Raw genomic sequence first — 21,349 nt, forward strand, 5'->3', positions numbered from 1 at the left:
TTTGCCCTTGTCCGGCGGGCGGTCATTGCCGCGGCGGGCGTGTCTTGTAGACCGGCAACTGCCAGCCGAACAGCAGCGATCCGGCCCGCAGCGCCCAACAGGACAGCGCGCAAAGGCCCAGCGCCAGCAGCGTCTCCAGCCCCAGACGGGTCGCCATCACCGCCACCAGCGCCCCCGTGAAGGCGCAGGAGACATAGAGTTCGCCCTGTTTGAGCACCAGCGGCACCTCGTTGCAGACCACGTCGCGCATCAGCCCGCCCAGGCAGCCGGTGGTCACACCCATCAACACCACGATCACGCCCGACTGGCCAAGCGCCAGCGCCGCGCCGGTTCCCGCGGCCACGGCGATCGACAGCGCGAAACTGTCCAGCCAGACCAGCCAGTTGTAGCGGCTTTCGACCAGATGCGCGGTGAAGAACACGACCACCGCCGCCGCCACCGCGATCAGGATATAGTCGGGCTGACCCACCCAGAAGACCGGGTGCCGATCCAGCAGCAGATCACGCACCGTGCCACCGCCCACCGCCGTCAGACAGGCGATGAAGGCAAACCCCACAAGGTCCAGCTGCGCCCGGCTGGCCACCAGCGCCCCGGTCAGCGCAAAGACCAAAACCGAGGTATAGTCCAGCAGGGCCAGACCGCTCATGTGCGGGCCTTTTTCGGCTTGAACGGGGACATGCCCGCGCGTGCCAGTTCGTCGGCGCGTTCGTTTTCGGGGTGGCCGGCATGGCCCTTGACCCATTCCCAGGTCACGTCATGGCGCTGTTGCGCTTCGTCCAGCCGCTGCCACAGGTCCACGTTCTTGACGGGCTTCTTGTTTGCGGTCTTCCAGCCGTTGCGCTTCCACCCGTGGATCCAGCCCGTCACCCCGTTTTTCACATAGGCGCTGTCGGTCACGATGGTGATTTTCGAGGGCCGCTCCAATGTCTCGAGCGCGCTGATCGCAGCCAGCAGCTCCATCCGGTTGTTTGTCGTCTCGGCCTCGCCGCCGCTCAACTCGCGCTCTTTCAGGACGGTTTCGCCATCCATGGCCCGCAGCAGCACGCCCCAGCCTCCGGGGCCGGGATTGCCGGAACAGGCACCATCGGTATAGGCAAACAGATCAGGCATGGGCCAGCACCAGAATGAAACCGTCATACGATCCGGCCAGCCCCTTTCCCATACCGGTGGTGACACGGTGAATGACGAACCCGGCCTCGACCAACGCGGTCTCGATCTCGGGGCGCGTGAAATAGGTGTAGTAGCGGTCAAGTTCGTCGCGATGCTCTCCGGTGCCCAGTTTCAGGCCCAGAAAGAACACACCGCCCGGCTTCAGGGCTTGGTGGATGGCGGCCAGGTGTCGCGGGAAATCGGCGCGCGGGGCGTGCAGCAGGGAAAAGCTGGCATAGACCCCATCGTATTCGGCTGTTTCGGTCACGTCGTCGAACGTGCCCAGATACGCCTCCACGCCATTTGCGCGGGCGTGTTCGACAAAGGCCGGTGTGGCGTCCAGCGCCCGAACCCGAAGCCCCTGGCGCAGAAAGAATCCGCTGTCCAAACCCGGACCCGACCCCAGATCCAGCACCAGCCCGTCGCCGACCGCCTGCGCGAATGCTGCGCGCGATTCGATCTGTTCGGGCGGCAGCGGCACTTTCAGATAGTCGTCCACACGGGTTGTGTAGGCGTCGATGGTTCGTTTGTCGCTCACAAGAATACTCCAACGGCCAGGCAGGCCAGAACGACGGCGCTCAGCAGTAGCCGCAGTTTCATCCACCAGCGCGGGGTCAGGCCCCAGGACCAGAACAGCGCGTCCAGCACCAGCAGACCGGCAAAGCCGATCATCAGGTTGGTGCCCGCGTCGACCGGCCCGCCGCCGGTGGTGAAGAACGCCCACAGCGCCGGCAGGACCGACAGCCCATAACACAGCGCCGCCCGGTTGCCCGAGGTCTTGGTGGCAAAGCCCCACAGAACGCCGGACATGAAGCTGAGGATCACAGCGCCATAGAACAGCTGCACATAGGGCCCCACGAACCGGGGGCCCAGCGCGCGGCTGCCCCAATCATTCAGGTCTCCGCTCAGGTAGGTCAGCGCGCCCCATACAAAGGGGATCAGACCGGCCAGGCCCAGAACTAACGGTGCGCGGGGGATGCCGCTCATGCGGGCACGCGCAGAATGCGAGGCACCTTGAACTCGACATTCTCGGTGGCGGTTTCGACGGTTTCGACGGTCACGTCATAGCGGTCGCGGAAGGCGTCGATCACCTCGTTCACAAGGACTTCGGGCGCCGAGGCGCCGGCGGTGATGGCGATGCTGGAAATCCCTTCCAGCGCGCGCCAGTCGATGTCGGTGGCCCGCTGCACCAACTGGGCATAGGTGCAGCCCGCTTTGGACGCCACTTCGACCAGACGGCGCGAGTTTGAGGAGTTGGGCGCACCCACCACCAGCAGCGCATCCGACTTGGGTGCGACGGTCTTCACCGCCTCCTGACGGTTGGTGGTGGCATAGCAGATGTCTTCCTTGTGCGGGCCGACGATGGCCGGGAAGCGGTCCTGCAGCGCGGCCACGATGTCGCGCGTGTCGTCCACTGAGAGGGTAGTCTGGGTGACAAAGGCCAGTTTTTCGGGGTCGCGGACCTGCACCTCGGCCACATCGTGAACCGTTTCCACCAGCAGAACCTCGCCCTCGGGCAGCTGGCCCATGGTGCCGACGGTTTCGGGGTGGCCCTTGTGCCCGATCATGATCATCTGTAACCCGGCCTCGGCGTGGCGCTGGGCCTCGATATGGACCTTGGATACCAGCGGGCAGGTGGCGTCGACAAAGAGCATCTCGCGCGCGGCTGCGGCGGCGGGCACTGACTTGGGCACGCCATGGGCGGAAAAGATCACCGGCCGGTCATCGGGGCATTCGTCCAGCTCTTCGACAAAGACGGCACCCTTGGCGCGCAAGCCGTCCACGACGAACTTGTTGTGCACGATCTCGTGCCGGACATAGACCGGGGCGCCCCATTTCTGCAGGGCCATTTCCACGATCTTGATCGCGCGGTCCACACCAGCGCAGAACCCGCGCGGGGCGGCCAGATACAGGGTCAGGGGGGGCTTGGTCATGCGTCTGTCTCCTTGACAGGGACAGGTAAGGCTTTTCCGCCCTCGGGTCCAGACGGGACGGGTGTCATTTCGCTGACACAAACACATGCCAAGGTGCCGGTGTTTGAGCACAGGTTCTTTTTTGAAGACGCGCGGCTGGGGCTTTCCGTCCCGGCCGCGCCATTGATCCGCAGGTGTGGGCCGTGAGAGACGTTACTTCCCGGCCACCGCCACATTGCGCGGCTCGTCCGACGCCTCGCGCGGCGGGCGCCCGATCACGTCGCGCAGATCGTCCAGTTCGATGAAGTTGTCGGCCTGGCGCCGCAGTTCGTCCGAGATCATCGGCGGCTGGCTGCGGATGGTCGAAACCACCGACACGCGCACGCCCTGACGTTGCAGGCTGGCAATCAGCGGGCGGAAATCCCCATCGCCCGAGAACAGCACGATATGATCCACCCGTGGCGCCAGTTCCATGGCATCGACTGTAAGTTCGATATCCATGTTCCCCTTGACCTTACGGCGCCCCATGCTGTCGGTGTATTCCTTGGCCGGTTTGGTCACCATGGTGAAACCGTTGTAGTTCAGCCAGTCGACCAAGGGGCGGATCGGCGAATATTCGTCGTTTTCCAGCAGCGCTGTGTAGTAAAAGGCCCTCAGAAGCTTGCCGCGACGCATGAACTCCTGACGCAGCAACTTGTAATCAATATCAAATCCCAGGGCTTTCGCGGCGGCGTACAGATTCGAGCCGTCGATGAACAGCGCCAGCCGTTCGTCCTTGTAAAACATAAAATCGTCCTTCCGGTATTGACCAGCGCGCGGTGGTGTAAGTGAGTGAGTGATGAGAAATCACGCGCCGGTCGCTTTAAAATAAGAGATTCCGCATGTATCGCAAGTGCGCTCAGGTCTGAACATAGGGTTATTTATGGTCAACTCCACGTCAAAAGCGGTCATCGCGCTGGGAGCAAATCTCAAACTGAGATCAAATGAACCCAAGGTGACACTTCGCAGGGCTGTCGACGCGTTGGCCGGTGAGGGCTTGGTGATTCGCGCTGTCAGCCGGTTCTTTTCGACCCCGTGTTTTCCGGCGGGCGCCGGACCAGATTATGTCAATGCCGCCGCGCTGGTCGAGACCGAGGCGGCCCCGCAGGAGGTTCTGACCCTTCTGCACAGGGTCGAGGCCGATTTCGGCCGTGCCCGCCAGCAGCGCTGGGGGATGCGCACACTTGACCTGGACCTCGTCTGCTGGGGCGATCGCGTTCTGCCCGATGCTGCCGCGTTCGACCATTGGCTGAACCTGCCGCTCGACCGGCAGCGAGAGGCGGCTCCCGAGCAGTTGATCCTACCCCATCCGCGCCTGCAGGACCGCGCCTTCGTTCTGGTTCCGATGGCGGAGGTGGCGCCGGGCTGGCGGCACCCGGTGCTGGGCCTGACGGTTAATGAAATGATCGAACGCCTGCCGCCGGACGATGTCGCCGCGGTCACGCCGCTGGATGCCGCGTGAAAAAGGGCATTTCCCGCTTGTCATGGCGGGGATTCGCGCTTAGATAAGCGTCTTCCTGACATGGATTCATTAGTGGAGAGCGCCTCATGGCCCGCGTGACGGTCGAAGATTGCGTAGACAAGGTTCCGAACCGGTTCGAACTGGTGATGCTCGCTGCCCACCGCGCGCGCGAAATTTCCGCCGGCGCGCCGATCACGATCGACCGCGACAATGACAAAAACCCGGTCGTAGCCCTGCGCGAGATTGCCGAGGAAACCCAGACCTCGGACGAACTGCGCGAGCGTCTGATAGAGGCCAACCAGACCCAGATCGAGGTCGACGAGCCTGAAGAGGATCAGATGGCGTTGCTGATGGGGGCCGAATCGGACAAGCCCGCAGATGACGACATGTCGGAAGAAAAACTCCTGCGCGCCCTGATGGAGGCTCAGGGCCAGGGGTAAGCCCTGAACACGAAGGTGCGGACCGGATGATTTCAGCTGAAGACCTGGTTGCGCTGGTCCGCAACTACAACCCCAAGACAAATGCCGATCGCATCATCCGGGGCTACGAGTTTGGCAAGAAGATGCACGAAGGCCAGTTCCGGCACTCGGGCGAGCCCTATTTCTCGCACCCAGTCGCGGTGGCGGCCATTCTGACCGAACAGCGTCTGGACGATGCGACCATCATCACGGCGCTGCTGCACGACACGATCGAGGACACCAAGGCGAGCTACTCCAAGATCGCCGAGTTGTTCGGTGACGAGGTGGCGATGCTGGTCGACGGTGTCACCAAGCTGACCAATCTCCAGCTTTCCAGCCGCGAAACCAAGCAGGCCGAGAATTTTCGCAAGCTGTTCATGGCCATGTCCAAGGACCTGCGGGTCATTCTGGTCAAGCTGGCCGACCGTCTGCACAATATGCGCACGATCAAGGCGATGCGCCCTGAAAAGCAGGTGCAGAAAGCGCGCGAGACGATGGACATCTTCGCGCCTCTGGCCGGCCGGATGGGCATGCAGTGGATGCGTGAAGAGCTTGAGGATCTGGCCTTCCGTGTCCTCAACCCCGAAGGCCGCCAGTCGATCATCCGTCGTTTCATCACGCTGCAGCGCGAAACCGGTGACGTGATCCACCGCATCACAGGGGACATGCGGCACGAGTTGGAGAAAGCGGGGATCGAGGCCGAGGTGTTCGGCCGCGCCAAGAAACCCTATTCGATCTGGCGCAAGATGCAGGAAAAGGATCAGGGCTTCTCGCGCCTGTCCGACATCTATGGCTTCCGCATCATCACCCAGACCGAGGAAGACTGCTATCGCGCGCTGGGCGCGATCCATCAACGCTGGCGCGCGGTGCCGGGGCGGTTCAAGGATTACATCAGTCAGCCCAAATCGAACGGCTATCGCTCGATCCACACGACCGTTTCCGGGCGTGACGGCAAGCGGGTCGAGGTGCAGATCCGAACCCGGCAGATGCACGATGTTGCCGAGTCCGGTGTGGCGGCGCATTGGTCCTACCGGGACGGGGTGCGGACCGAGAACCCCTTTGCGGTGGACCCTGCCAAGTGGATCGCGAGCCTGACCGAACAGTTCAACGCCGAGGAAGACCACGAGGATTTTCTCGAAGCGGTCAAGCTCGAGATGTATTCCGACCAGGTGTTCTGCTTCACGCCCAAGGGCGATGTGGTCAAGTTGCCGCGTGGGGCAACGCCGATCGATTTCGCCTATGCGATCCACACCCGCATCGGCCATGCCTGCGTGGGGGCCAAGGTCGACGGCATCCGGGTGCCGCTGTGGACCCGGCTCAAGAACGGCCAATCGGTCGACATCATCACCGCAGACGGCCAGACGCCGCAGGTGACATGGCTTGAGATTGCCGTGACCGGCAAGGCCCGCACCGCCATCCGCCGCGCCCTGCGCGAGGTCGACCGCGAAAGATTCATCAAGCTGGGCCGCGAATTGGTGCGCGCGGGGTTCGAGCACGTGGGCCGCAAGGCGACCGACAAGGCGCTGGAGACCGCTGCCAAGCAACTGCGGATCAAGGACAGCGACGAGTTGCTGGCCCGGGTCGGCAGTGCCGAACTGACAGCCCATGACGTGGTCGCCGTGGTCTATCCCGAGCTGACCAAGGATGAGGGCGAGGCGATCCCGCTGCGCCGCGCGGTGATTGGCCTGGAACCGGGCCAGAAATTCGAGCGTGCGCCCTGTTGTCAGCCGCTTCCGGGGGAAAGGATCGTGGGCATCACTTCGCGCGGGAAAGGTGTAGTGGTGCATGCCATCGACTGCGGTCGCCTGACCGAATTCGAAGACCAGCCGCAGCGCTGGGTTGATCTGCACTGGCATTCGGGTACGCACCCGGCGGCGTACGGCGCCACGCTGGATCTGACCATCGGCAACGATGCCGGGGTGCTGGGGCGTATTTGCACATTGATCGGCGAGAAAAAGGCCAATATCTCGAACTTGGAATTCGTGGACCGCAAACCGGATTTTTACCGCCTTTTACTCAGTGTCGAGGTGCGCGACCTGCAACAGCTGCATTCGCTGATGCTGATGCTCGAGGCCGAAAGCGATGTCGCGGCGGTCGAACGGTATCGAAACACGCGGGACGCTGCGGTCGCAGCAAGCTGAGAGGGGACACGCAGGAGTGGTATTCAAGCGCCGTGATCGCCGCTCTGCTCTTCAGGCCGCCTCGGAGTTCGTTTATCCGCGCGGCGGTTGGACCCGGGCCTTTCACTATGTCAAACACCGCGTCCGGCGTCTGCCCGATACGCCCGAGCGTATCGCGCGCGGCATTGGCGCCGGAGTGTTCGCCTCGTTCACGCCGTTCTACGGGTTGCATTTCGTGGTGGCTGCGGTGCTGGCCCGGCTGATCAACGGCAACATTCTGGCCGCGCTCAGCGGCACGTTTTTCGGCAACCCGCTGACCTATGTGCCGATCGGGGTGATCTGCCTGCAGACCGGGCATTTCCTGCTGGGCACAAAATATGATGAGGGCGACACCCAGGGGCTGATGCGCAAATTCGCCGATGCGCTTGGGGATCTGAAGAACAATTTCGTGGCTCTGTTCACCGACCGCGTCGCCGACTGGCATGGCTGGGCGCAGTTCTATGACGGCGTATTCTACCCTTACATGATCGGCGGTATCATCCCGGGTATCGTGGCCGGAGTGATCTGCGGCTATATCAGCCTGCCGCTGATCCGCACCTATCAACAGCGCCGCCGAGCCAAGATCAAAGCCAAGTTCGAGGAAATCAAACGCCGCGCCGAAGCAGCCCCTGCCGTTTCGCAAACAAACCCTCTAGGTTCGGCGCGGGCGACCAGAAAGGAATCGAAAGATGTCTGACACTCACCTGCGTCTGGGCGTGAACATCGACCACGTGGCCACCGTGCGCAACGCGCGCGGCGGGGCATATCCCGACCCGCTGCGCGCGGCCAAACTGGCCGAAGAGGCCGGTGCCGATGGCATCACCGCGCATCTGCGCGAAGACCGCCGCCACATTTCCGACGCTGACATCGAAGGCTTGATGCAGGTGCTGTCTGTGCCGCTGAACTTTGAAATGGCTGCCACCCCCGAGATGCAGGCGATTGCCCTGCGCCACAAGCCGCACGCGGTCTGCATCGTCCCCGAAAAGCGCGAGGAGCGCACCACAGAGGGCGGGTTGGAAGTCGCGCGCGAGGAAAATCGTCTTGCCCATTTCATCGCGCCGCTGCGTGACGCGGGCTGCCGCGTATCGATCTTCATCGCCGCCGACCGCAAGCAGATCGAGGCCGCCCACCGCATCGGCGCGCAGGTGATCGAGCTGCACACTGGCGCCTATTGCGACGCCCATGCCGAAGGCCGGATGGATGACGCGCGACGAGAACTGGACGCGCTGCGCGAGATGTCCGCCTTTGCTCATGCGCTGGGGCTCGAAGTACACGCCGGCCACGGTCTGACCTATGACACGGTGCAGCCCGTGGCAGCCTTCCCCGAACTGCGCGAACTCAACATCGGCCATTTCCTGATCGGTGAGGCCATCTTCCGCGGTCTGGGTCCGGCCATCCATGAAATGCGCCGCCTGATGGACGAGGCGCGAGCGCCGTCGCATTCAGGAAAGGTCGACGCCTGACATGATCCTCGGCATCGGCACCGATCTGGCGAATATCGACCGTATCCAGGGCACGCTTGACCGGTTCGGCGACCGGTTCCGCAACCGTGTCTTCACCGAGACCGAGCAGCGCAAGGCCGAGCGGCGCGCCGACACCGCCGGCACCTATGCCAAGCGCTGGGCCGCGAAAGAGGCCTGCTCCAAGGCGCTGGGCACCGGCTTGCGCATGGGCATCGCCTGGAAGGACATGGCCGTGACCAACCTGCACACCGGGCAACCCGTGATGCACGTCACCGGCTGGGCGGCTGAGCGGCTGCGCGAGATGACGCCCGATGGGCACGAGGCCATCATCCACGTCACCCTGACTGATGACCACCCCTGGGCCCAGGCTTTCGTTGTGATCGAGGCCCGCCCCGTGGCCGATTCGGACGCGGCCTTGACTTGGCCTCGATCGCCCCGCATGTAGCCCCAACGACGCAAGGACTGGAGAGCAGTATGGCCGAGCAAGCCAAATCCGGAAACGCCATCTGGGAGACGATCAAGACCATCGTCTATGCCCTGCTGATCGCGGGCGTTTTCCGCACTCTGTTCTTTCAGCCTTTCTGGATTCCGTCGGGATCGATGAAACCCACGCTGCTGATCGGCGACTTCCTGTTCGTCAACAAGATGGCCTATGGCTACTCCTACGCCTCGTGCCCCAGCCTGATCATCCCCAGTGTCGGACTCAACATCGATGCCGAAGACATCTGCGGCTGGATGGGTGGAGACAACACCCGTCTGCTGGGCGGAGAGCCGGAACGCGGCGATGTGATCGTGTTCCGCCACCCGGTCACCGGCCGCGACTACATCAAACGGCTGATCGGCCTGCCGGGCGACCGCATCCAGGTGCGCGGTGGGGTGGTCTACATCAATGGGGTCGAGGTCAAGCAGACCCCCGACGGCACCTTCACCGAGATCGCCGAGCCGCAAGGCCCGCAGCGCCTGCGCCCGCGCTGCGAAAACGGCCCGGTCGGTGTCGGCGGCACCTGCGAGAAGTCACGCTTCATCGAAACCCTGCCCAACGGCGTTCAGCACGAAATCCTGAACATCGGCAACCAGGGATCGGACAACACCGGTATCTACCTCGTACCCGAGGGCCACTATTTCTTCATGGGTGACAACCGCGACAACTCGGCCGACTCGCGCCTGCCGCAATCGGCTGGCGGGGTCGGTTACGTGCCTTATGAAAACCTGATCGGTCGCGCCGATCGCATCATGTTCTCGTCTGCGGGCCGGTCGATGCTGTTCTTCTGGACCTGGCGGGGCGACAGGTTCTTCAAGGCAATCCATTGAAGCTGTCGGCTGACATGAAGGCGTTCCAGAAACGCCTGGGGCACCAGTTCGCCAATCCCGAACTGCTGGTGCGGGCGCTGACGCACGGGTCGGTCTATTCGGCCACGCGGCCCGACAACCAGCGGCTCGAATTCCTCGGTGACCGGGTGTTAGGCCTGGTGATGGCCAGCGCACTGCTCGAGGCCGACAAGACCGCCACTGAAGGCCAGTTGGCGCCGCGGTTCAACGCGCTTGTGCGCAAGGAGACCTGTGCCGAGGTCGCCCGTCAGATCGACCTGGGCGCAGTGCTGAAGCTGGGGCGGTCCGAGATGATGTCGGGCGGCCGCCGCAAACAGGCGTTGCTGGGCGACGCGATGGAGGCGGTGATTGCCGCCGTCTATCGCGATGCCGGGTTCGAGGCTGCACGTGACGTGATCCTCAAGCTCTGGGGAGATCGGATCCATACGGTTAAGGCTGATGCCCGCGACGCCAAGACTGCGCTTCAGGAATGGGCCCAGGCCCGCGGTCAGAAACCGCCCAGCTATGTCGAGCTGTCGCGCACAGGCCCTGATCACGCTCCGGTCTTCACCATCGCCGCCCGGCTAGAATCCGGCCACGAGGCTCAGGCCACTGCGCCCTCCAAGCGTCAGGCCGAACAGGCCGCCGCACGTGCCTTGCTGGACAGTCTGCCCAAGTAATCGGCCCGCCTTCATCTGGCTGAAAATATCCCGGGGGGTCCGGGGGGCTGGCCCCCCGGCTCACGACGCAGTCCAGGGCTGGCCCCCGACGCCGTTCTGCGCTAGGGAAACAGACTTGCAACCAGGACCAACGACACCATGACGACACGCGCCGGATTCATCGCCCTGATCGGAGAGCCCAACGCAGGCAAATCCACCCTTCTGAACCGCATGGTCGGGGCCAAGGTCTCTATCGTGACGCACAAGGTGCAGACCACGCGCGCCCGTATCCGCGGCGTTGCGATGGAGGGTGATGCGCAACTGGTCTTCGTCGACACGCCGGGTCTGTTCAAACCCCGCCGCCGACTTGACCGCGCGATGGTCGCGGCGGCCTGGGGCGGGGCGGCCGATGCTGACATCATCGTTCTGATGGTCGAGGCGCATCGCGGTATCACCGAAGGCGTTGAGCGTATCCTGGATGGCCTGTCCGAGATCGCGCAAGGCCGCAAGGTGGCGCTGGCGATCAACAAGATCGACCGGGTCGAGGCCCCCGCGCTGCTGTCACTGACCCGCGAACTGAATGACCGCTTCCCCTTTGCCGAAACCTTCATGATTTCGGCTGAAAAAGGCCACGGCGTCGATGACCTGCGCAAATGGCTGGCGCAGCAATTGCCCGAAGGCCCCTGGCTCTACCCTGAAGACCAGATCGCCGATCTGCCGCTGCGCATGATCGCGGCCGAAATTACGCGCGAGAAGCTGACCCTGCGCCTGCATCAGGAATTGCCCTATCAGCTGACTGTCGAGACCGAGAACTGGGAAGAACGCAAGGATGGTTCGGCCAGGATCGACCAGGTGATCTATGTTATGCGCGACGGCCACAAGGGCATCGTGCTGGGCAAGCGCGGCGAGACGATCAAAGCCATCAGCCAGGCCGCGCGGGCCGAGTTGGAGGATTTCCTTGATCGCAAAGTCCACCTGTTCCTGCAGGTGAAGGTCCGGCCCAACTGGCTGGAAGAGGCCGAGCGCTACTCGGAGATGGGTCTGGATTTCAAAGACGGCAACACATGACCCGCCTGACGGCCGAGTTCTGGGTCCACGCCTACCTGGCCCGGCTGCGCCTGCACGAGATCCCCGCCTTTGTCGTAGCCCATGGCGACGACACTGCCGGCGCGGTTCTGGTCAAGCTCAACACGCTCGACGGCAATGCCACCGCCTTTCAGCGCAGCTTCGACCTGCTCAGCGGCGCACGCAAATGGATCGAGCTGGCCAAAGGTCCCGAGGCTGAGGTGGACGAGGCGATCGCCCGCCAGCGCAGCTTTGACCCCGACCTCTGGGTAATCGAGGTCGAAGACCGGCAAAGCCGGCATCTTTTGAACGAGGAAGGGCTGGACTGAGACCTGGACCTTTCAGGTCAGCCGATACAGCGCGTTGCGCCCGAATTTACCGCGTAATTCATATCCGTTTTGCTCCAAAAGACCCGCAATATCGACCGACCAGAAGCGTTCGTGCTGGAGTTCGAAGAAGATAGATTTGGGTTTCTGGGTGGCCGAAGCTTCGGTGATCAGCGGGGCAAGCACCCGGTCTTCCTGGCCCTCGACATCCACCTTGACCAGGTCGATCGGCATATCCGGGTCCGGTGGCAAAAACTCGGTCAGCGTCCGCACCTGAACCGATATGCCGTTGGCGCCGCGCATCGGTTCGCCCAGTCTGGCCAGCCCCAGGTTTCCCTGCGCTGGCACAAACAGCTCCATCTCGCCGCTATTGTCCGAAATCGCGCAATCATGGACCCGGATGCAGTCAAATGCGTTCAGGTGGATGTTTTCTTCCAGCCGCGCCCGCATGACAGGGTTGGGTTCGAATGCATGGATCACTGATCCGGGTGCCGCGACCGCTGCCAGGCGCAGGGTGTGAGCCCCGGCATTGGCGCCAACGTCATAGGCCACGATCGGGCGGTCTTTGGGCAGGTCTTTCAGAATATGCCGCAAAGCACGTTCTTCCTGGGTGCGCCCCATGCGCCAGATCTGAAATTCCGTGTTGTTGTCGGCGGGATGAATGCGCATCCGGCACCCGCGATAGTCGACCTCGGTGGGTTTCAATTCGCGGCGGATGCGTTTTCTGATCTTGTTGGGGGTGTCCGGGTCATTGAAGATGTCGCGTAGAAGGTCATTCGGCCAGTCCATGGCGGTAGATCCCGTTTTAGTTCCCCGTTCCGAGTGCTTTCTATCAGTGGGATCTGCGCTGAAAAACACTTATTCCTGATCGGGCCTTTCCGCGCCCGTCAGGATGCTCCGGGCACCCACAGGGGCGACAGTGCCAGCCAGACGCCCGCGAACATGGCGACCCCGCCCAGGTTCACCCAGACGTGCCAGATCGCATAGCGGTAGGGCAGCGTCTTGCGGGCATAGAACGCGGTTCCGACTACATAGCAGCCCGACCCGGCCAGAATGCACCAAAGTGTCGCTACGGGTACGCTCCGCAGGTCGGGCAGGGCCAGCAGCCCCAGCGCTCCCAGTCCTAGGTAGGACGCGGTCGACCAGCGCGATTTCACGGTTTCATTGGTTTTCTTGTTCCAGACCGCCACCGCCGTCAGAGCCCAGCACACCACCAGCAGACCCATCGTCCAGGGCGTGCCAGCCAGAACGAAGAACGGCGTGAAGGTGCCGGCGATGCTGGGATAGATCGCCGCGTGGTCGATGCGCCGCAGCAGCGTCCGCCGCTCGTGCAGCGGCAGAAAGTGATAGGCCCAGGACGCCAGGTTCGACGCCAGCGCGCAAGCCACATAGACCAAGACCGCAGCCACCAGCGCACCTTGCAGATGGGCCATCGCTTTTGACAGCAGCGTGCCGCCCGCGCCCAAGATCAACGCCAGTCCCAGCGCATGCACCGCCATGTCCGCCCGGCGGAAGGCGGGGGAAATGCTGGGAAAGGTTGCGTCGGTCATGTCTGGCCTCGTGGCTGCCCGTTCCGGGTAATGCCGCTGCGAATTCAAGTCCACAATTCCGGCGCGTTAGTTGGAGTTCTTCGATTGAATTTGCTTCTTTTTGCGCCGCGCCGTACCGTCACGGTTCGACGCGACCTCAAGGCAAACCAAAGGCCCCGCATGGACTGGCGCGACCATGGCATTCTTCTGACCACCCGCCGCCACGGCGAAACTGCGGCCATCATCGAGGTGTTCACCGAAACCCATGGCCGCCATGCGGGCGTGGTGCGCGGGGGTGCCAGCCGCAAGATTGCGCCCATCCTGCAACCCGGCGCGCAGTTGGACGTGCTATGGCGGGCGCGATTGCAGGAACATATCGGCACCTTCCAGGTCGAGCCGCTGCGCTCGCGCGCGGCGGCGGCGTTTTCGGGGCGGTTGGCGTTGTCAGGGCTGAACGCGGTCGTAGCGCTGCTGTCTTTTTGTCTACCTGAACGAGAACCGCACCCGGGCCTCTTCCGGCAGACGGAACAGCTGATGGATCTGCTGGGCCAGGACGAGATCTGGCCGCTGGCCTATCTGCGCTGGGAACTGGCCTTGCTTGAAGAGTTGGGCTTTGGGCTGGACCTGACAAGCTGCGCCGTGACCGGCACGACCGAGGGGCTGGCCTATGTCTCACCCAAGACAGGTCGGGCGGTCAGTGCCGAAGGCGCCGGGGATTGGGCCGACCGGCTGTTGCCTCTGCCGCCGGTGTTGCGCGGGCAGGGGGCCGCCCCGGATGACGAGGTCGCCGCCGGGCTGCGCACAACCGGCTATTTCCTGGCGCATCGCGTGGCGCCATCGCTGGGTCACACGCCGCTGCCCGAAGCCCGCGCCCGCTTTGTCGATCAGTTCACTCGGCGGCTTTGAACACCATCTCGTGCCCGTCCTCGTTGCGCAGGATCAGCACGTCGCCCGACACCTCGGACTGCGTCATCGCCAGCAGCGCGGCGAAATAGAACCCTTCGGCCTCAAGCCCGGCGCAAGCGGCGCGGGTGGCGGTCAGGTCGGCGATTTCGAACCACGGATAGGGCGCGCTCAATGTGCCCGAGTAGCTGTTGCAGGGCGCGTTGCCGGCAATCTTGCCTTCTTCGGGAAAGCGCAGCAAGGCGCTCGCGTCATAGGACTGGCCGTTCACTTCCTGCAGCACCCAGGTGCGGTCGGCCGCGCCATAGGCGGCGACGCTTTCGTCGCGATCACATTGCAACAGGGCAAGGGCGGGCAGGATCAGGCTCAGGCGCAGCATGAGGGCTTTCTATCCCGACTTGGCGTCATTGCGCCAGCAGTTCGGTGCGCACCTCCATCCGTGGACGCCAGTTGTAGCGCGTGTCCTCGCGCACCGGCGCCCAGAACAGGTCACCCCCGTTGCGCCAGCCGTCCAGCACGATCGCGTCATAGGGCCCGTCGCCCTTGGCGCTGATCGCGGCGGAGTGGTGGATGATGCGGAACGGGGTCGGTGGCGAGGTGATCCAGTGCAGGTCCAGCGTGCGGAAGTTCTCTTGCCGCAGCCGCTTCAGGATATCCTCGGCCCAGTCATTGCACAGCCCGCGTTCGCGAAAACCGTTGATGACCTTGGCGTTGTGAATGATCGCCGGATCGGTGACCCGATACTCGGCCCTCAGCTGCAGCGCATAGTCATGAGCGATTCGTGCCGCGCGGGCGGCTTCCTGCGGATCGACATCGGGGCCGAGGTTCTGAATGGCGCGGGTCAGACCGGCAACATCGCCCGAGGGTGTGCCGGACGGCGTGCTGCATCCCGCAAGCAGGAAGCCAAGAACAAGGATCAGAAGGCGCGCCATCGTCACTCCGCAAAGATCAGGTCGGCATCTGCGTAGCCGCGGCGCAGCATGATGCGGTTCGATAGCTACTTAGCTGAAACCTGTACCGGGGCCCAAGCGGGAATTTAGCGCGCCATCGTGTCTGGTGGGTCGAGTTGGGTGAATTGAATACGGCAGATCTGGTCATTCGGCACTACTGGATTGCCACAAAAGAAAAGACCCGGCACCCGGCCGGGTCAAGTTGGGGAAACCGCGACGTACTGGCGCTCAGGCCAGCAGACGCCGCGCGATGACTTGCGCCTGGATCTCGGCGGCGCCTTCAAAGATGTTCAGAATGCGGGCGTCGCACAGAACGCGGCTAATCTTGTATTCCAGCGCGAAACCGTTGCCGCCGTGGATCTGCAACCCGTTGTCGGCCGCCGCCCAGGCAACACGCGCGCCCAGCAGCTTGGCCATCCCGGCCTCCAGGTCGCAGCGGTGGCCGTTGTCCTTCTCCCAGGCGCTGAAATAGGTCAGCTGACGGGCGATCATGATCTCGACCGCCATCATCGCCAGCTTGCCCGACACGCGCGGGAAGTTGATCAGGGCCTTGCCGAACTGCTTGCGCTCCTGCGCGTATTGCATGGCGATGTCCAGCGCGCTTTGGGCCACGCCGATGGCGCGGGCGGCGGTTTGGATGCGCGCGGATTCGAAGGTTTCCATGAGCTGCTTGAAGCCCTTGCCTTCCTCGCCGCCCAGCAGGTTCTCGCCCTTGACGTGGAAGCCGTCGAAGGCCAGCTCGTATTCCTTCATGCCGCGATAGCCCAGCACCTCGATCTCGCCGCCGGTCATACCGGGGGTCGGGAATGGGTTGTCGTCGGTGCCGGGCGTCTTTTCGGCCAGGAACATCGACAATCCGCGATGGTCGGTGGTTTCGGGATCGGTGCGTGCCAGCAGCGTCATCACATGGGTGCGCGCGGCATGGGTGATCCAGGTCTTGTTGCCGGTGATCTTGTAGTCGCCGTTCTCGTCCTTGACCGCGCGGGTGCGCAGGCTGCCGAGGTCCGAGCCGGTGTTGGGTTCGGTGAACACGGCGGTGGGCAGGATCTCCGCACTCGCGATCTTGGGCAGCCATTGGGCCTTTTGTGCATCGGTGCCGCCCGCCAGGATCAGCTCGGCCGCGATCTCGGACCGGGTGCCCAAGCTGCCGACGCCGATGTACCCGCGGGACAGTTCCTCGGAAACCACGCACATCGACGCTTTGGACAGGCCGAACCCGCCATATTCCTCGGGGATGGTCAGGCCAAAGACGCCCATCTCGGCCAGTTCCTCGATGATTTCCATCGGGATCAGTTCGTCCTTCAGGTGCCACTCGTGCGCGTTGGGCTCGACCCGATCCAGCGCATAGCGGCGGAACTGCTCGCGGATCATCTCAAGCTCTTCATCCAGGCCCGAGGCGCCGAACATCGTGGCCCCGGACTGGTCTTGCATCAGCTGAACCAGACGGCTGCGCGCGGTCTGGCTGTTGGCCTGTGCCATCAGCGTCTGCACCTCGGCGCATTGGAAGCCCGACAGCGCATCCCAGCCCAGCCCCAGATCCTGCAGGCGCACGACCTCGCCCTGGTTCATCGGGATGCCGCCGGCGACCTGGTGCAGGTATTCACCAAACGCGATTTGGTGCAGCAACTGCTCCATCTCGCCGAACTTGCCCTGGGCGTCCAGCGCCTCGGCCCATTTCTGCATCTGCTGCAGCGACTGGTTGTAGGTGGCCAGCCAGGCCAGCCCATGCGCGGCGGTCTGGTTCGCTTCGACCAAGGTGCCCGAGACGCGACCTTCGGCCGTGACCATCTCGCGCACTGCATCGCGCGCCCGGTCAAAGACGGACTGAACCGCCGGCAGCGCGGCCCCCGTTAGGGTCAGAAGATCGGGCAGAACCGGCTGAGAAGTCATGTTCGTCATATCTTGTCCGTCATGGGCCATGAATCACGTCCTTTGCTGGGTTGTCTGGTCATATCATGCTGCAAGTGCAGCGCAACAAAAATTCACAAAATGCGTCGAAAAGGTCCAAAAATTACGCAACGATTTTTGCGATGCAGAAGAAATGCAGGGTGTTATTTAAGGGCATGACACTGTTTTCGATGCTGAGTTGGCCCGAGCTCTGCCTTGCCTTCGCGGTGGCCTTTCTGGCCGGTGCGGTCAAAGGCATGGTCGGGTTTGCCATGCCGATGGTTCTTGTTTCGGGGCTGAGCATGATGCTGCCGCCGCAACTGGCCCTGGCCGGGCTCATCCTGCCCACGTTGGTCACGAACGGGTTTCAGGCCCTGCGCGAAGGGCGTGCGGCGGCGGTGTCGGCCATTCGGCAGTTCCGGGTGTTCCTGATGGTGGGGCTGGTGTTCCTGCTTGCCAGCGCGCAGTTGGTCAGCCTTGTGCCGGCGCGGGCGTTCTTGTTGCTGGTCGGTCTTCCCGTCACGTTTTTTGCCGCGATGCAGTTGCTGGGGTTCGGGCTGAGCCTGCCCCGGCCTTCGGCGCGGATCGAAGCTGCGATTGGCGCGATGGCCGGGTTCGTCGGGGGCATTTCCGGGGTTTGGGGGCCGCCAACCGTGGCTTATCTGACCGCGCTGAACACGCCCAAGTCCGAGCAGCTGCGGATACAGGGGGTGATTTACGGATTGGGTGCCGTGGCGCTGGCCGTGGCGCATGTGGGATCGGGGGTGCTGCGCGCCGATACGGTGCCGTTTTCCATGGCGCTGACAGTTCCCGCGGTGGCAGGCATGTGGTTGGGGCTGCGCTTGCACGACCGGATCGATCAGGCCACATTTCGCAAGGCAACGCTGCTGGTGCTGATGGTCGCCGGTGCAAACCTGTTGCGGCGCGGTCTGGTCGGGTGATCGGTCAGGTCTGGCGGTCGACTACGCGAAAGGCGAAATACAAGCCGAACATCAAAAACAGCAACCCTGACATGTCACCAATAAGAAACGCAACATATTCCGAGGTCGAACTGCCGAAGGCCAAGTTGGTCAAGATGGACACCAGAATCGATGTGATCACACCGACCCCCATGATGCAGGCCCAGCACGGGCTGCGGCCAGGGGCGGGAAACAGATCCCACCCCGCCCATTTCAGCAGGTAGAACACCGCCGGTGCCGTCGTGACCGCGATGGCAATCGCCAGCAGTCGGTTTGCCAGAAACACATCCGCGCCGCCCAGCAGTGCGAATACGATGAACACTCCGGGAAACAGCGCCGGAATGGCCCGCCATCCAAGCAGCCAGGCCGCCAGAACCCGCACGCCATGTGGCAGAAACAGCAGGCTGGCGCGGCTTGGGTATTCCGGGAAGAAAACGTTCTGCAGAGGCATCAGAACCGAAAACGTCAGAAATGACGCTCCGACATATGCCAGCGAGGCGAAAAACGTGTCAGTGATCCACGATCGCATGAGGTTCAGCTGAACGAGCGCAGCAGCAGGTCAACGCGGCGCATTGACGATATAGCGGCCCCTGTTTGCGTTTCCGCTGTGCGCCAGATAGCCTTTTTGCACCAGCGATTTCAGTGCGCGGAAAAAAGTCGGTCTGGATATGCTTTGCACCAGGGTGTGTTCGATCAATCCATAGGTGCGGATCTCGGAACCGTTCTTGGACAATTCTTCGGCCGCATAATAAATGTCACGTTCAACCGGAGATAGTTCCTCGAGACCCAGTGTACGCTCCATGCTGTGTACCAGTTTGCGCAATTCGGCCAGTTTCGAGATTTCGGTCATGTTCATTCCTGATATTCTTGCTGCCAACATAACGCCCCGTTTGGGTGGAACAGTTTCGGTGGAACACTTGGCACGCCCCGAAGCGGCATTCCGCTGTCACGTTGACACTAGCCCCCTACTAGTCCACTATACTCTTGATTAGACGGCCTGTTCTTGTGGTGAGTGAACAGATGCAGGTCGCCCTCAAGGTATTTTCAGTGTGTCTTCAGTCCCGGCCCGGTGCGCAAGCGCCGGGCTATTTGCGAGTTGAGAAGTTTCTCTATCGCAAGTTCGCATGCCAAGCAACGCATTTGTATGCGCAACATTGGAACTGCAACCATAGGGATAGTGAGGTTCCGTTGAGTTCCGCCACACGAAGAACGGGGGCCGCGTGGCCCCCGTCTGCTGAAGTGGTCTGCGCGGTATCAGCCGATCGCCACGGCCCGGATATCTTCGTCGATGAAAGGCAGGTACTGCTCGAAATTCTCAGCGAACATCTGCACCAGCTTTTCGGCCTGTTTGTCGAAGGCGGCCTGATCATCCCATGTCCGGCGCGGATCCAGCAGCACTTCGGGGACGCCCGGTACCGCCACCGGTACATCAAAACCGAAATTGGCATCCTTGCGGTATTCCGCGTCGGCCAGCGAGCCGTCCAGAGCTGCGGTCAGCAGGGCGCGGGTGGCCTTGATCGGCATCCGGCTGCCTACACCGTAGGCGCCGCCGGTCCAGCCGGTGTTCACCAGCCAGCAGGTGGCGCCGTGCTGGGCGATCTTGTCGCGAAGCAACTTACCGTATTCCTCGGGGCGGCGCGGCATGAACGGGGCGCCGAAGCAGGTCGAGAAGGTGGGTTGCGGCTCGGTCACGCCGCGCTCGGTTCCGGCGACCTTCGAGGTGAAGCCCGACAGGAAGTGGTACATTGCCTGCGCCGGGGTCAGCCGCGCGATGGGAGGCAGCACGCCGAAGGCATCGCAGGTCAGCATGATAATGTTCTTCGGATGGCCGCCCAAAGCGGTTTTCGACGCGTTCGAGATGTATTCCAGCGGATAGGCGCAGCGCATGTTCGCGGTCAGGCTGTCATCGTCGAAATCAAGTTCCCGGGTCTCAGGGTCAAAAACCATGTTCTCGACCACGGTGCCGAATTTCGAGGTGGTCGCGTAGATCTCGGGTTCGGCCTCGGGGTTTAGGTTGATGGTCTTGGCATAGCAGCCGCCTTCGAAGTTGAAGGTGCCGCGGTCGGACCAGCCGTGTTCGTCATCACCGATCAGAACGCGCGCCGGGTCCGCCGACAAAGTGGTCTTTCCGGTGCCCGACAAGCCAAAGAACACGGCTGTGTCGACCGGATTGCCGACGGCGTGGTTGGCCGAGCAGTGCATCGGCATCACACCTTTTTCCGGCAGCAGGTAGTTGAGCAGCGTGAACACGGATTTCTTGTTCTCGCCGGCGTATTCGGTGCCGCCGATCAGAATCAGTTTGCGGTCGAAGTTCAACGCGATCACGGTGTCGCTGCGGCAGTCGTGCCGGGCCGGATCCGCCTTGAAGCTGGGGCAATTGATGACGGTGAAATCGGCGACGAACTCGTCCAGGTCCTCGCGGTCGGGGCGGCGCAGCATGTGGCGGATGAACAGGCTGTGCCAAGCCAGCTCGGTGACCATGCGCACGTTGATCGCATAGGTGGGATCGGCCCCACCGACCAGATCCTGCACGAAGTAATCCTTGCCCCGCATGTGCGCCAGCATGTCGTCGTAAAGGGCGTCAAAGCCCTCGGAGCTCATGGCGGCGTTGTTTTCCCACCAGATGCTGTCGGCCACGCTGTCGGTCTTGACCACATGCTTGTCCTTGGGTGAGCGGCCGGTGAACTTGCCGGTCGAGACCAGGAAGGCCCCGCCGTTGCCCAGCGTGCCTTCGCCCCGTTTGAGGGCCTCTTCGATCAGCGCCGGTTCGATGAAGTTGTAATAGACATTGCCCAGACCCCCGATGCCCTGATCTTCGAGGCGAAATTGCGGGTTAACCCGTCCAGATGTCATGCGTGTCTTCTCCTGTGGCGGCGCCGGAAAACATCCTTCAGCGCACTTTGGGCATTTTTGCCGGGAAACCGGCGGATGCTCGTGTCTTAACATGGGCGCCAAAGGCATGAACAGGACGGTTTGGCACAGTTAGCGCCATCACATCCAAGTTTAGCGCAACCACGAATTTCCTGTCGGAAAGCGCGACCACTTTCGGCCATCCGTTACGACCTTTTTGTCTCAGCTTCGTGAACAATGTGGCGCGATTCGTACATCCGGATTGATTCG

Annotated in this window: 26 protein-coding genes; 12 read left to right on the forward strand and 14 right to left on the reverse strand. The window is 62.8% G+C overall.

The features are described 5' to 3' along the window. Nucleotides 1–22: 22 nt before the first annotated feature. From AC2FMM_RS10370 to AC2FMM_RS10395, 6 genes are all read right to left on the reverse strand, one after another. Entirely contained in the window at nt 23–646 is a 624-nt protein-coding gene (locus AC2FMM_RS10370) for a trimeric intracellular cation channel family protein (protein ID WP_496796508.1), read from the reverse strand. After that, nucleotides 643–1,110, reverse strand: coding sequence for a ribonuclease HI (rnhA, locus tag AC2FMM_RS10375; RefSeq protein ID WP_496711219.1), 468 nt, complete (start codon nt 1,108–1,110; stop codon nt 643–645). Before rnhA ends, AC2FMM_RS10370 begins: the two co-directional genes overlap by 4 nt. Beyond that, nucleotides 1,103–1,687: a class I SAM-dependent methyltransferase gene (locus tag AC2FMM_RS10380; protein WP_496796509.1), complete on the reverse strand. Its 585-nt coding sequence runs from the start codon at nt 1,685–1,687 to the stop codon at nt 1,103–1,105. The genes rnhA and AC2FMM_RS10380 overlap by 8 nt, the downstream gene beginning before the upstream one ends. Further along, nucleotides 1,684–2,136: a DUF3429 domain-containing protein gene (locus tag AC2FMM_RS10385; protein WP_496679296.1), complete on the reverse strand. Its 453-nt coding sequence runs from the start codon at nt 2,134–2,136 to the stop codon at nt 1,684–1,686. Before AC2FMM_RS10385 ends, AC2FMM_RS10380 begins: the two co-directional genes overlap by 4 nt. Beyond that, a complete protein-coding gene (ispH, locus tag AC2FMM_RS10390) occupies nt 2,133–3,083 on the reverse strand; it encodes a 4-hydroxy-3-methylbut-2-enyl diphosphate reductase (protein ID WP_496741957.1) in 951 nt (316 codons plus the stop codon). The genes AC2FMM_RS10385 and ispH overlap by 4 nt, the downstream gene beginning before the upstream one ends. Before the next feature lie 192 nt (nt 3,084–3,275). Next, complete coding sequence (locus AC2FMM_RS10395) at nt 3,276–3,848, reverse strand: LabA-like NYN domain-containing protein (protein ID WP_496679293.1); 573 nt, start codon at nt 3,846–3,848, stop codon at nt 3,276–3,278. A 136-nt stretch (nt 3,849–3,984) separates the two neighbouring features. Between AC2FMM_RS10395 and folK the strand changes: the two genes are divergently transcribed. The 10 genes from folK (at nt 3,985) to AC2FMM_RS10445 (ending at nt 12,004) form a co-directional block, all read left to right on the forward strand. Next, entirely contained in the window at nt 3,985–4,563 is a 579-nt protein-coding gene (folK, locus tag AC2FMM_RS10400; RefSeq protein WP_496796510.1) for a 2-amino-4-hydroxy-6-hydroxymethyldihydropteridine diphosphokinase, read from the forward strand. An 86-nt stretch (nt 4,564–4,649) separates the two neighbouring features. Beyond that, on the forward strand, nt 4,650–5,003 hold the full coding sequence (gene rpoZ / locus AC2FMM_RS10405; RefSeq protein ID WP_496679290.1) for a DNA-directed RNA polymerase subunit omega: 354 nt from the start codon (nt 4,650–4,652) through the stop codon (nt 5,001–5,003). Nucleotides 5,004–5,029: 26 nt separating this feature from the next. Beyond that, nucleotides 5,030–7,162: a RelA/SpoT family protein gene (locus AC2FMM_RS10410; RefSeq protein ID WP_496796511.1), complete on the forward strand. Its 2,133-nt coding sequence runs from the start codon at nt 5,030–5,032 to the stop codon at nt 7,160–7,162. A 16-nt stretch (nt 7,163–7,178) separates the two neighbouring features. Next, nucleotides 7,179–7,877: a DUF2062 domain-containing protein gene (locus tag AC2FMM_RS10415; protein ID WP_496688802.1), complete on the forward strand. Its 699-nt coding sequence runs from the start codon at nt 7,179–7,181 to the stop codon at nt 7,875–7,877. Then, nucleotides 7,870–8,643: a pyridoxine 5'-phosphate synthase gene (locus tag AC2FMM_RS10420; protein WP_496679286.1), complete on the forward strand. Its 774-nt coding sequence runs from the start codon at nt 7,870–7,872 to the stop codon at nt 8,641–8,643. The genes AC2FMM_RS10415 and AC2FMM_RS10420 overlap by 8 nt, the downstream gene beginning before the upstream one ends. A 1-nt stretch (nt 8,644) precedes the next feature. Beyond that, nucleotides 8,645–9,088 carry a holo-ACP synthase gene (gene acpS, locus AC2FMM_RS10425; protein ID WP_496679283.1) on the forward strand — a complete coding sequence of 148 codons (444 nt, stop codon included), beginning with the start codon at nt 8,645–8,647 and terminating at the stop codon, nt 9,086–9,088. A 29-nt stretch (nt 9,089–9,117) separates the two neighbouring features. Continuing rightward, nucleotides 9,118–9,954, forward strand: coding sequence for a signal peptidase I (gene lepB, locus AC2FMM_RS10430; protein ID WP_496679280.1), 837 nt, complete (start codon nt 9,118–9,120; stop codon nt 9,952–9,954). Further along, complete coding sequence (gene rnc / locus AC2FMM_RS10435) at nt 9,951–10,631, forward strand: ribonuclease III (RefSeq protein ID WP_496796512.1); 681 nt, start codon at nt 9,951–9,953, stop codon at nt 10,629–10,631. Before lepB ends, rnc begins: the two co-directional genes overlap by 4 nt. 138 nt (nt 10,632–10,769) lie before the next feature. Beyond that, complete coding sequence (era, locus tag AC2FMM_RS10440) at nt 10,770–11,678, forward strand: GTPase Era (protein ID WP_496688806.1); 909 nt, start codon at nt 10,770–10,772, stop codon at nt 11,676–11,678. Then, the gene (locus AC2FMM_RS10445; protein ID WP_496711224.1) at nt 11,675–12,004 is read left to right on the forward strand and encodes a DUF1491 family protein; all 330 of its coding nucleotides are present in this window, start codon (nt 11,675–11,677) and stop codon (nt 12,002–12,004) included. The genes era and AC2FMM_RS10445 overlap by 4 nt, the downstream gene beginning before the upstream one ends. Before the next feature lie 12 nt (nt 12,005–12,016). On the opposite strand, the gene AC2FMM_RS10450 is transcribed toward AC2FMM_RS10445, so the two are convergent. Together AC2FMM_RS10450 and trhA are read right to left on the reverse strand one after the other, a co-directional pair. Beyond that, nucleotides 12,017–12,790, reverse strand: coding sequence for an FkbM family methyltransferase (locus tag AC2FMM_RS10450; protein WP_496796513.1), 774 nt, complete (start codon nt 12,788–12,790; stop codon nt 12,017–12,019). A gap of 98 nt (nt 12,791–12,888) precedes the next feature. Continuing rightward, a complete protein-coding gene (gene trhA, locus AC2FMM_RS10455) occupies nt 12,889–13,551 on the reverse strand; it encodes a PAQR family membrane homeostasis protein TrhA (RefSeq protein WP_496796514.1) in 663 nt (220 codons plus the stop codon). 159 nt (nt 13,552–13,710) lie between these two features. Here trhA and recO point away from each other — a divergent pair, with 159 nt between their 5' ends. After that, nucleotides 13,711–14,436: a DNA repair protein RecO gene (recO, locus tag AC2FMM_RS10460; protein WP_496796515.1), complete on the forward strand. Its 726-nt coding sequence runs from the start codon at nt 13,711–13,713 to the stop codon at nt 14,434–14,436. Here the strand turns inward: recO and AC2FMM_RS10465 are convergent. The 3 genes from AC2FMM_RS10465 to AC2FMM_RS10475 all read right to left on the reverse strand — a co-directional run bounded on the left by AC2FMM_RS10465 (nt 14,420) and on the right by AC2FMM_RS10475 (nt 17,303). Further along, complete coding sequence (locus tag AC2FMM_RS10465; RefSeq protein WP_496679269.1) at nt 14,420–14,812, reverse strand: META domain-containing protein; 393 nt, start codon at nt 14,810–14,812, stop codon at nt 14,420–14,422. The two genes, recO and AC2FMM_RS10465, sit on opposite strands and share 17 nt — an antisense overlap. 25 nt (nt 14,813–14,837) lie before the next feature. Beyond that, a complete protein-coding gene (locus tag AC2FMM_RS10470) occupies nt 14,838–15,365 on the reverse strand; it encodes a hypothetical protein (RefSeq protein WP_496688815.1) in 528 nt (175 codons plus the stop codon). Between the two features lie 246 nt (nt 15,366–15,611). Next, a complete protein-coding gene (locus tag AC2FMM_RS10475) occupies nt 15,612–17,303 on the reverse strand; it encodes an acyl-CoA dehydrogenase family protein (RefSeq protein ID WP_496796516.1) in 1,692 nt (563 codons plus the stop codon). A 143-nt stretch (nt 17,304–17,446) separates the two neighbouring features. Here AC2FMM_RS10475 and AC2FMM_RS10480 point away from each other — a divergent pair, with 143 nt between their 5' ends. Then, nucleotides 17,447–18,211: a sulfite exporter TauE/SafE family protein gene (locus tag AC2FMM_RS10480; RefSeq protein WP_496796517.1), complete on the forward strand. Its 765-nt coding sequence runs from the start codon at nt 17,447–17,449 to the stop codon at nt 18,209–18,211. A 4-nt stretch (nt 18,212–18,215) separates the two neighbouring features. Here AC2FMM_RS10480 and AC2FMM_RS10485 read toward each other — a convergent pair whose 3' ends face one another. The 3 genes from AC2FMM_RS10485 to AC2FMM_RS10495 all read right to left on the reverse strand — a co-directional run bounded on the left by AC2FMM_RS10485 (nt 18,216) and on the right by AC2FMM_RS10495 (nt 21,082). Then, a complete protein-coding gene (locus AC2FMM_RS10485; protein WP_496679263.1) occupies nt 18,216–18,758 on the reverse strand; it encodes a hypothetical protein in 543 nt (180 codons plus the stop codon). Between the two features lie 30 nt (nt 18,759–18,788). Further along, nucleotides 18,789–19,079 (reverse strand): hypothetical protein, encoded by a 291-nt coding sequence (locus AC2FMM_RS10490; RefSeq protein WP_496679261.1) that lies wholly within the window; start codon nt 19,077–19,079, stop codon nt 18,789–18,791. Nucleotides 19,080–19,483: 404 nt separating this feature from the next. Beyond that, entirely contained in the window at nt 19,484–21,082 is a 1,599-nt protein-coding gene (locus AC2FMM_RS10495) for a phosphoenolpyruvate carboxykinase (RefSeq protein WP_496688821.1), read from the reverse strand. Between the last annotated feature and the right edge of the window lie 267 nt (nt 21,083–21,349).

The organism is Ruegeria sp. BHSC043 (assembly GCF_059612985.1).

Excerpts from the sequence above, each read along its gene's own strand:
- AC2FMM_RS10370 (WP_496796508.1), bottom strand. The coding sequence starts at position 646 with ATGAGCGGTCTGGCCCTGCTGGACTATACCTCGGTTTTGGTCTTTGCG.
- rnhA (WP_496711219.1), bottom strand. The coding sequence starts at position 1,110 with ATGCCTGATCTGTTTGCCTATACCGATGGTGCCTGTTCCGGCAATCCC.
- AC2FMM_RS10385 (WP_496679296.1), bottom strand. The coding sequence starts at position 2,136 with ATGAGCGGCATCCCCCGCGCACCGTTAGTTCTGGGCCTGGCCGGTCTG.
- ispH (WP_496741957.1), bottom strand. The coding sequence starts at position 3,083 with ATGACCAAGCCCCCCCTGACCCTGTATCTGGCCGCCCCGCGCGGGTTC.
- AC2FMM_RS10395 (WP_496679293.1), bottom strand. The coding sequence starts at position 3,848 with ATGTTTTACAAGGACGAACGGCTGGCGCTGTTCATCGACGGCTCGAAT.
- folK (WP_496796510.1), top strand. The coding sequence starts at position 3,985 with ATGGTCAACTCCACGTCAAAAGCGGTCATCGCGCTGGGAGCAAATCTC.
- rpoZ (WP_496679290.1), top strand. The coding sequence starts at position 4,650 with ATGGCCCGCGTGACGGTCGAAGATTGCGTAGACAAGGTTCCGAACCGG.
- AC2FMM_RS10410 (WP_496796511.1), top strand. The coding sequence starts at position 5,030 with ATGATTTCAGCTGAAGACCTGGTTGCGCTGGTCCGCAACTACAACCCC.
- AC2FMM_RS10420 (WP_496679286.1), top strand. The coding sequence starts at position 7,870 with ATGTCTGACACTCACCTGCGTCTGGGCGTGAACATCGACCACGTGGCC.
- acpS (WP_496679283.1), top strand. The coding sequence starts at position 8,645 with ATGATCCTCGGCATCGGCACCGATCTGGCGAATATCGACCGTATCCAG.
- lepB (WP_496679280.1), top strand. The coding sequence starts at position 9,118 with ATGGCCGAGCAAGCCAAATCCGGAAACGCCATCTGGGAGACGATCAAG.
- era (WP_496688806.1), top strand. The coding sequence starts at position 10,770 with ATGACGACACGCGCCGGATTCATCGCCCTGATCGGAGAGCCCAACGCA.
- AC2FMM_RS10445 (WP_496711224.1), top strand. The coding sequence starts at position 11,675 with ATGACCCGCCTGACGGCCGAGTTCTGGGTCCACGCCTACCTGGCCCGG.
- AC2FMM_RS10450 (WP_496796513.1), bottom strand. The coding sequence starts at position 12,790 with ATGGACTGGCCGAATGACCTTCTACGCGACATCTTCAATGACCCGGAC.
- trhA (WP_496796514.1), bottom strand. The coding sequence starts at position 13,551 with ATGACCGACGCAACCTTTCCCAGCATTTCCCCCGCCTTCCGCCGGGCG.
- recO (WP_496796515.1), top strand. The coding sequence starts at position 13,711 with ATGGACTGGCGCGACCATGGCATTCTTCTGACCACCCGCCGCCACGGC.
- AC2FMM_RS10465 (WP_496679269.1), bottom strand. The coding sequence starts at position 14,812 with ATGCTGCGCCTGAGCCTGATCCTGCCCGCCCTTGCCCTGTTGCAATGT.
- AC2FMM_RS10470 (WP_496688815.1), bottom strand. The coding sequence starts at position 15,365 with ATGGCGCGCCTTCTGATCCTTGTTCTTGGCTTCCTGCTTGCGGGATGC.
- AC2FMM_RS10475 (WP_496796516.1), bottom strand. The coding sequence starts at position 17,303 with ATGGCCCATGACGGACAAGATATGACGAACATGACTTCTCAGCCGGTT.
- AC2FMM_RS10480 (WP_496796517.1), top strand. The coding sequence starts at position 17,447 with ATGACACTGTTTTCGATGCTGAGTTGGCCCGAGCTCTGCCTTGCCTTC.
- AC2FMM_RS10485 (WP_496679263.1), bottom strand. The coding sequence starts at position 18,758 with ATGCGATCGTGGATCACTGACACGTTTTTCGCCTCGCTGGCATATGTC.
- AC2FMM_RS10490 (WP_496679261.1), bottom strand. The coding sequence starts at position 19,079 with ATGACCGAAATCTCGAAACTGGCCGAATTGCGCAAACTGGTACACAGC.
- AC2FMM_RS10495 (WP_496688821.1), bottom strand. The coding sequence starts at position 21,082 with ATGACATCTGGACGGGTTAACCCGCAATTTCGCCTCGAAGATCAGGGC.